The organism is Faecalibacillus sp. TM498, assembly GCF_020589955.1.
Lineage (GTDB): Bacteria > Bacillota_I > Bacilli_A > Erysipelotrichales > Coprobacillaceae > Faecalibacillus > Faecalibacillus intestinalis.
Window position 1 is genome coordinate 1 of the sequence record NZ_JAJDKB010000076.1, and the last position, 8,026, is coordinate 8,026.

At 26.9% G+C, this 8,026-nt stretch carries 8 protein-coding genes; 7 read left to right on the forward strand and 1 reads right to left on the reverse strand.

Annotated features, from left to right (window positions below; translation table 11 throughout):
- The first annotated feature begins 251 nt into the window (after positions 1-251).
- The 5 genes from LJD32_RS14065 to galE all read left to right on the forward strand — a co-directional run bounded on the left by LJD32_RS14065 (position 252) and on the right by galE (position 4,899).
- A complete protein-coding gene (locus LJD32_RS14065; RefSeq protein WP_147579945.1) occupies positions 252-605 on the forward strand; it encodes a hypothetical protein in 354 nt (117 codons plus the stop codon).
- A gap of 8 nt (positions 606-613) precedes the next feature.
- Positions 614-976, forward strand: coding sequence for a substrate-binding domain-containing protein (locus LJD32_RS14070; RefSeq protein WP_267309817.1), 363 nt, complete (start codon positions 614-616; stop codon positions 974-976).
- 151 nt (positions 977-1,127) lie between these two features.
- Complete coding sequence (locus LJD32_RS14075) at positions 1,128-2,615, forward strand: UDP-glucose--hexose-1-phosphate uridylyltransferase (protein ID WP_227392702.1); 1,488 nt, start codon at positions 1,128-1,130, stop codon at positions 2,613-2,615.
- Positions 2,615-3,898 carry a galactokinase gene (locus tag LJD32_RS14080; RefSeq protein ID WP_147579942.1) on the forward strand — a complete coding sequence of 428 codons (1,284 nt, stop codon included), beginning with the start codon at positions 2,615-2,617 and terminating at the stop codon, positions 3,896-3,898. The genes LJD32_RS14075 and LJD32_RS14080 overlap by 1 nt, the downstream gene beginning before the upstream one ends.
- Positions 3,898-4,899 carry a UDP-glucose 4-epimerase GalE gene (galE, locus tag LJD32_RS14085; protein WP_147579941.1) on the forward strand — a complete coding sequence of 334 codons (1,002 nt, stop codon included), beginning with the start codon at positions 3,898-3,900 and terminating at the stop codon, positions 4,897-4,899. The genes LJD32_RS14080 and galE overlap by 1 nt, the downstream gene beginning before the upstream one ends.
- Before the next feature lie 139 nt (positions 4,900-5,038).
- On the opposite strand, the gene LJD32_RS14090 is transcribed toward galE, so the two are convergent.
- Positions 5,039-6,085 carry a hypothetical protein gene (locus LJD32_RS14090; protein WP_147579940.1) on the reverse strand — a complete coding sequence of 349 codons (1,047 nt, stop codon included), beginning with the start codon at positions 6,083-6,085 and terminating at the stop codon, positions 5,039-5,041.
- A 195-nt stretch (positions 6,086-6,280) separates the two neighbouring features.
- On the opposite strand from LJD32_RS14090, the gene LJD32_RS14095 reads away from it, so the two are divergent.
- Together LJD32_RS14095 and LJD32_RS14100 are read left to right on the forward strand one after the other, a co-directional pair.
- Entirely contained in the window at positions 6,281-6,436 is a 156-nt protein-coding gene (locus tag LJD32_RS14095; RefSeq protein ID WP_175301565.1) for a hypothetical protein, read from the forward strand.
- A gap of 239 nt (positions 6,437-6,675) precedes the next feature.
- A complete protein-coding gene (locus LJD32_RS14100; RefSeq protein WP_227392703.1) occupies positions 6,676-7,626 on the forward strand; it encodes a hypothetical protein in 951 nt (316 codons plus the stop codon).
- Positions 7,627-8,026: the final 400 nt, after the last annotated feature.

Consider the following 8,026-nt stretch of genomic DNA (forward strand, 5'->3'; position numbering starts at 1 on the left):
TGTAAGGAACTTTAAAAAGATGACACGAAATCAAAAAAGATGCAGTAAGGGGGCTATAAAAAGCCCTCTGAGCATTTCGTTTAGTGTAAGAATCTTTTTTTACTTCTTACACGAACCTTGAAAACGAAACAGCCTGCCCGTAGTGATACCAGAACTGAATAGGCATTCAGCGTGTTATACAGTGCTATACTTTTGAACAGGAAATTAGAGACACTTATTACTTATCTGTTTTACAGGGAGTTGAAAAGTATTTGAAAAAGAAAAAAAATATTTCTACAAAGGTTAGATATGATGATCTGGGTATAAAAGAATCATTAGAAAATGTTGATGGTATTATCTGTATAGGTAAATTTGAAAGAGAGCATCTAGATTACTTCAATGAAATATCTAACAATATTATTTTGCTGGATATGGATTTGTCACCAATAACGCAGACTTGTGTGTCGTTAGACTTTGATGATGCAATGTACAAGGTTGTTCAATATTTTCATTCAAAAGGTCATAATAAAATTGGCTTTATAGGAAGAAATGAATACAATGAAATATCTTTACAAGCTACAACCAGAAAAAAAGTTTTATTAAATATTGCGAATCTTTTGACATAGATTATGAAATTTTCCCAACTGAGCATGATATGACAGGAGATGCTGGATATTCTATTATCAACCATATTATTTCAGAGGGAAGAGTTCCATCTACAATCTTTTGTATTAATGATCCGATTGCAATGGGAGCAATGCAAGCACTTCTCGATGCAGGAATTAAAGTGCCGGAAGATGTATCAATTATTGGATTTAATGATGTTGAAGCATGTAATTTTACAAGACCTACATTATCAACCGTTTATGCACCGTCTTTTGAAATGGGAGAAATAGGTGCATCTGTTCTTCATCATATGATTACAGGAGATGATATACATTATCCTCGAAGAATTCAGTTACCATGTCAGTTGAAAATTAGAAACTCATGTAAGTAATAGGTACTAGAAAATTATTCTAGTATCTTTTTTTATTTCTAATTAGTAAATGTTTACTAAATTCAAGTAAAACTATTTTAAATAATTTACTAAATTATATTGTAAAGTTTACTAAAAAGGTTTATTATATTCGTGAAAAGAGGAGAAGAAAATGAACCACGAAATCAACAGATTGTTAAACTATGGATTACAAAATGGAATGATTTATGAAGATGACATAGATTATTCAGCAAATTTATTAGTAGATTTACTTAAACTTGATACTTTTGAAAAAGAAGATATTAGTGAAAAATTAGAAACAGCAAACGATATAATTGAAAATATTTTATCTTATGCTGTTAAAAAAGGACTTGTAGAAGATTCAGTAGTATTTAAAGATTTATTTGATACAAAATTAATGAACTGTATAATGCCACGTCCAAGTGAAGTTATTAATCAATTCAATAATCTAAAAGAAGTATCTAGCAAAAATGCTACAGATTACTTTTATGATTTATCGGTAGCTTCAAATTACATAAGAAAAAACAGAACCGATAAAAATATCAGATTTAAAAAATTCTATAAGTATGGTGATATAGAAATCACCATCAATCTATCGAAGCCAGAAAAAGACCCAAAAGCAATTGCTTTAGCAAAAAATCAAAAATCTAGCAATTATCCAAAATGTTTACTATGTAAAGAAAATGTAGGATTTGCTGGTAATGTAAATCATCCTGCTAGACAAAATCATAGAATTATTCCACTAAAATTAAATGGAGATAACTATTATTTTCAATATTCGCCATATGTTTATTACAATGAACATTGCATTATTTTTAATAAAGAACATAAACCAATGGTTGTAAATAAGGAAACTTTTGAACATCTGTTATCATTTGTTGAACAATTTCCACACTATTTATTAGGTTCAAATGCTGATTTACCAATTGTAGGTGGTTCGATTCTGTCACATGATCACTATCAAGGTGGAAATTATGAGTTTCCAATGGATGGTGCCAAAGTTTTTAAAACTATTACACATGGAGATATTCAAATCGATTTCTTGCAATGGCCACTTTCAACTGTAAGACTAATCTCAAAGAATAAGGAACATATCATTCATTTATCTGAACATATTTTAAATAAATGGATTAATTACTCTAATGAAGATATTGATATTATTAGTCATACAGAAGGAACAAGACATAATACAATTACACCAATTGCCAGAAAAAAAGGTGATAATTATGAAATGAATTTAGTATTCAGAAATAATAGAACTACTGAAGAATATCCATTAGGTATTTTCCATCCACATCAAGAATTACATCATATTAAAAAGGAAAATATTGGTTTAATCGAAGTTATGGGATTGGCTGTTTTACCAGCAAGATTAAAAGATGAACTTACATTATTAGAAAAATGCTTAATTAATGAAACTGATATCAATGATTATGAATCATTAGAAAAGCATAAAGATTGGTTTGAAGAAATCAAAAATCAAGAATGGACAAAAGACAATGTCAAAGATCAATTACAATATGAATTAACAAAGGTGTTTGTAAGAGTGTTAGAAGATGCAGGTGTTTTCAAATTGGATGAAAAAGGTAAAAAATATTTTATAGAATTTATTGAAGAAGCAATTGAAGGAGAAGAATAATGAAAAGAGCAAGCCAAATTATTAATGATATCCAAAATAATAAAGCAGATAGTTTATTTTTAGATATCTATCAAGATGAGTCAATGATTGAATTTCAAAAGAAAAGATATGTAGATGCAATTGAACAATACATTAATCTATATAAAGATGAAGAAGTAGAAATCTTCAGCGTACCTGGAAGAAGTGAAGTATGTGGAAATCATACAGATCATCAACATGGTCAAGTTTTAGCAACAGCAATCAATTTAGACATTATTACAGTAGTATCAAAGGATGAAGAAAAAGTATTATTAAAAGATAAATACACTTCTAATCCAGTGTATATCAATGATTTAGATATGAAGGAAGAAGAAAAAGACACATCTGAAGGATTGATCAGAGGTATCTTATATAGATTTAAAGAATTAGGGTATAAAATTGGCGGATTTAAAGGATTCAGTACAAGTAATGTTTTAGCAGGTTCTGGTTTATCATCGTCAGCAGCATATGAAGGAATGATTGGTGTTATTCTTTCTGGATTATATAATGATATGAAAGTCGATTCAGTTGAAATTGCTAAAATCGGTCAATATGCTGAAAATGTATATTTTGGTAAGCCATGCGGTTTAATGGATCAATGTGCTTGTGCAGTTGGGGGTTTAATCCATATTGATTTTAAAGATAATTCTAATCCAGTTGTAGAAAAAATTGATAATGATTTTTCTCAGTATGGATATAGCTTATGTATTGTAGATGTTCATGCATCACATGCTGATTTAACACCTGATTATGCAGCTATTCCATCTGAAATGAAAGAAGTTGCAGCTTATTTTGGTAAAAAATTCTTAAGAGAGGTTTCAGAAGAAGGATTCATTAAAGAAATTTCTAATATCAGACATAGCATTGGTGATAGAGCAGTAGCAAGAGCCTTACATTATTTTGAAGAAGATAAAAGAGTTGAAAAAATTACAAAAGCATTAAAAGATAATGATTTTGAAACATTCAAAGCATGTATTAAATCTTCTGGAGACAGCTCTTTCAAATATTTACAAAACATTTATTCTAATAATGATATTAATAATCAAGCTGTCACAATTGCGTTAGGATTAAGTGAATTATTTTTAGAAGGTCATGGAGTATCAAGAGTTCATGGGGGTGGATTTGCTGGTACAATTCAAGCATTTGTTGAAAATAATTATGTTCAAGAATATAAAAAGAAAATTGAAGAAGCGTTTGGAAAACATTCATGTCATGTGTTAAAAATTAGAAAATATGGAGCAATGAAAGTAGAGGTAGGAGAATAATGAAAGTATTAGTAACAGGTGGTACAGGTTATATTGGAAGTCATATTTGTGTTGAATTAATTCAAGCTGGTCATGAAGTTATAGTGATCGATGATTTTTCAAATTCCAAACCAGAAGTATTAGGCTATATTAAAGATATTACTGGAAAAGAAGTAAAATTTTATGAATTCAATATTTTAGATGAAAGTAAAACTGAACAAGTATTTAAAGAAAATAAGATTGATTCTGTTATTCACTGTGCAGCTTTTAAAGCAGTAGGGGAATCAGTAAAAAAACCAATTGAGTATTATACAAATAATTTAACAACAACTTTAATTGTTGCTAAAATGATGAAAAAATACGGTGTCAATAATATTGTATTCTCATCAAGTGCAACAGTATATGGTGATCCTGAAGTTGTCCCACTTACAGAAGATTGTAAGTTAGGTGAAACAACTAATCCTTATGGAGCAACAAAGGCAATGATGGAAAGAATTTTAACAGATGTACAACATGCTTGTACTAGCATGTCAGTAACATTACTTAGATATTTTAATCCAATTGGAGCACATGAATCTGGATTACTTGGAGAAGATCCAAAAGGAATTCCTAATAATTTAATGCCATATATTATGAAAGTTGCAACAGGAGAATTACCATGCTTAGGTGTATTTGGTGATGATTATGATACACCTGATGGAACAGGCGTAAGAGATTATATTCATGTTGTAGATTTAGCTAAGGGGCATGTACTTGCTATTGAAAAATATTCAGAACCAGGAGTTCATATTTGTAATTTAGGTACTGGAGTTGGATACAGCGTATTGGATATAGTCAAGGCATTTGAAAGAGTAAATGGTGTAAAAATCAATTATGAAATCAAAGATAGACGTCCAGGAGATATTGCTACATGTTATGCTGATCCTTCAAGAGCAAAAAAAGAACTTGGTTGGGTTGCTACTAGAGGTATTGATGAAATGTGTAGAGATACATGGAATTTTGCAAAAAAACATATGAAATAAAAAATAGATTGTAATTAGCCACACTATTGTGGCTAATTACAATTTTTTTATAAAGATATGATGATTTGGTATGAATGAAATTGTGAAGACACTTAGTAATTTCACATTTAATTATGTAAATATAAAATCATTTAATCTTTTATTTGTTGACTTTAATAGTATAATTTTGTTCTGATACTTCAAGACTGTCTAAATCGATATATTTATAGCCTTTGAGTATTTTTATGTAGTTTCCTTTTGAATTCTTTGAAATGTTACCTTTTTTGTCACATTTTTTATAGGCAAGTGCAATATTTTTTTGATTAATTGTTTTAAACAATAGATAACCATCTGCATCTTTATGAGATTGAAATTTTATAGGCGATTCTATCTTTGTATAAGTATTTTCAAAAGAAAGTGCGTTTTCTCCAAGTTCTCCAAAATTAAAAATAGAAAAAAAGGAGATAAAAGTTGTAACGACAATAATGGTGAACATACAAAAAAATGGACTATCAGGAGATACAAATATCTCTTTTAGTTTTTCTTTATCAGCCTGTTTTATAATGTTTACAGTATCAATACAGCCTATGCTTCCAAAGGGAAAGAAAGATAATACAAAGATATAAACATTTGTTATGATAGCAAAGTATTTGTCATTAAATAAAAGCATTATACAAATTCCATAAAGAATATATAGAACTAAAGTAAGACATAATCCATATTTTTTATCAATATTTTTGGCTATCCAGTTATTTTTAAAATATAGAGAAGCAAACAACAATAGAACAAAAAATAATATCAACATACTTATAAACATACAAAAGTTATATTTTATTTTTGTAATAAGTTTTATTAGGATGAAATATAAAACATAAAAATAAACTTGAAGACAACATGAAACCTTAAAATAATAAAGTCTTTTATTTTGCGTCATCTTTTCTTTTACTTGATTTTTTATAATAGAAATAAAAAACAATGATAAAAATGTAGGAATGATCAACTCTGAAATAAGAGAAATCAGAGGCAAAGAGACTATTATGCTGGTTAATTTTAGTGCTTTAGAATAGCCACTATAAATTTGCCATAACATAAATGATAAAAATGTAATTGTAAAAATAACCAATAACTTAGTAGAATATTTTTTTTGGGAAAATTTCTCCAAAAGATAAGTATTTAAATAACTAATTGCAGTACTTAATAATTCCATAAATAATAAATTCCTTTCCTTTTTTATAATTATATTTGTAATTAATAATATACTCATAAATAATTTAAATTTACAATAAAGAACAAAAAAGAAAAAATTTAATAAATATTTTTCTTGAATACCTTGCTCTATAATTAATTTGATAATAATGATATAATTTCATTAACTATCTAAGAAGATAGATGGAGGGTTATTATGAAGTATGTACTTATAGGAAATGGAATAAATATACAATTTGGTGGAACTGCATATTCAAACTACTTTATTTTGGAAAGAATAAAGTCAAAAGCTAAAATAGGAGGATATGCTAAATTATTTGATAATTCAATTACTGGAGAAGATATATTATAAATATTTTTAATGGATTCGTAAATATTGCTAATGGAATAAAAACTGGAAAATACGATAAATTAACAGATGATATTGAATTAAAGGATGCTTTTAATGACTTTAAGAAAAGATATAAAAATAAAATAAAATATTCATATAATATTATGTCAGAGGATTGGTTTTTACTTGTTGAAGCTTTCTTTTTATAAAATGATGGTTTATCTGATAACAAAGAACTATCAATTCAAGGATTTAAAATCATGATACTTGATAGTATTTATAATGAAGGAAAATTACAAGAAATATATAAAAGTATGTCAAAAAAAGTAAAAGATTACTTTGCTGACTATGATGAAATATTTACTTTGAATTATGATAATAATATAGAGCATTTAATGGGAAAAAACGTTTTTCATTTACATGGGGACTTTAGTGTTCTTGCTGATAGTGAAAATCCAAATACTGTAAATGGGGATATACGAAATAAAGAAGGAAAAACTGTAGTAATACCTGGATATGAACACTGTTATTGTAATGCTTTATTAAATTACAGTGGTAAATTGAAATTAAAAAAAGCGGAAGAAAATCATCAGCTTATAGTAGAATATGATAAGAATTATAAAGATGAGTACTTACAAAATGATAATTATATAAACTGGTTAAATAGTTTAAAAGTAAGTGATGAAAACAGCTACAAAATAATTATGACTAAAATAAAACATCCTGAACTTAAAGCAGCATCAGAATATTATTTTGAAAATTTTAAAGATATCAAGGATGAATTACATATAATTGGTTTATCACCTAATAATGATGATCATATATTTAATTTAATAAGAAATAATAAAAATATTAAACGTGTAATTTATTATTACTATTCTCAACATGAAAAAGAATATATTGATAAGAATTTTCCACAAGATATTTTTATATCAAAATCTGTTGAAAGTTTATGGGAAAGTCTAGGTTATAAAAAAGAAAAAAGAAATTTTAATTATTTCTTTCCAAAGGAAATTGATGATTTTGTTGACATTGTTAATGAATTTTCTAAAAGAAAAATGACTAAAGAGGAAATAATATATGAAATAAATTCGATTTCTTTAAGTAAAATGAAAATGCTATATACACAGGTTAAGAGCATACTAGATACAAAAGAGCTTCAAGGCTCATCAAATAATCAAGAAGAATTTGAAAAAAACATGAATATGTGAATTATATTGCATTACAAGAAGGAATAAATCCGTCATCGATATATATAATTTATTTTATGTATTCAAGTATTTCAAAAAAGTAATATCAAGAATATTATTGTTTATATGTTCGATAGAACTATTTAATACCATAATTTTTATTATACTGTTTTATTCTTATAACTATATTATGAATATTAGGTTATAAAGTAAAAAACAGGACGCATTAATCAGTATTGTAATTGACACAAAAAAATGGAAGTGCTATCATAATAGTGTAATAGATGGATTGTAATAGTATGTATATGACTACACAAAACCTGCTTACGGATGCTTTTTATTCTGTAATCAGGTTTTTATTATTTAAGGAGCTAACTATATAAAATTCAAGTGATTTTATGAAAAAGTTTGAAAATATTTA

Coding starts and splice junctions, on each gene's coding strand:
- LJD32_RS14075 (WP_227392702.1), top strand. CDS start 1,128: ATGAACCACGAAATCAACAGATTGTTAAACTATGGATTACAAAATGGA.
- LJD32_RS14080 (WP_147579942.1), top strand. CDS start 2,615: ATGAAAAGAGCAAGCCAAATTATTAATGATATCCAAAATAATAAAGCA.
- galE (WP_147579941.1), top strand. CDS start 3,898: ATGAAAGTATTAGTAACAGGTGGTACAGGTTATATTGGAAGTCATATT.
- LJD32_RS14090 (WP_147579940.1), bottom strand. CDS start 6,085: ATGGAATTATTAAGTACTGCAATTAGTTATTTAAATACTTATCTTTTG.
- LJD32_RS14095 (WP_175301565.1), top strand. CDS start 6,281: ATGAAGTATGTACTTATAGGAAATGGAATAAATATACAATTTGGTGGA.
- LJD32_RS14100 (WP_227392703.1), top strand. CDS start 6,676: ATGATACTTGATAGTATTTATAATGAAGGAAAATTACAAGAAATATAT.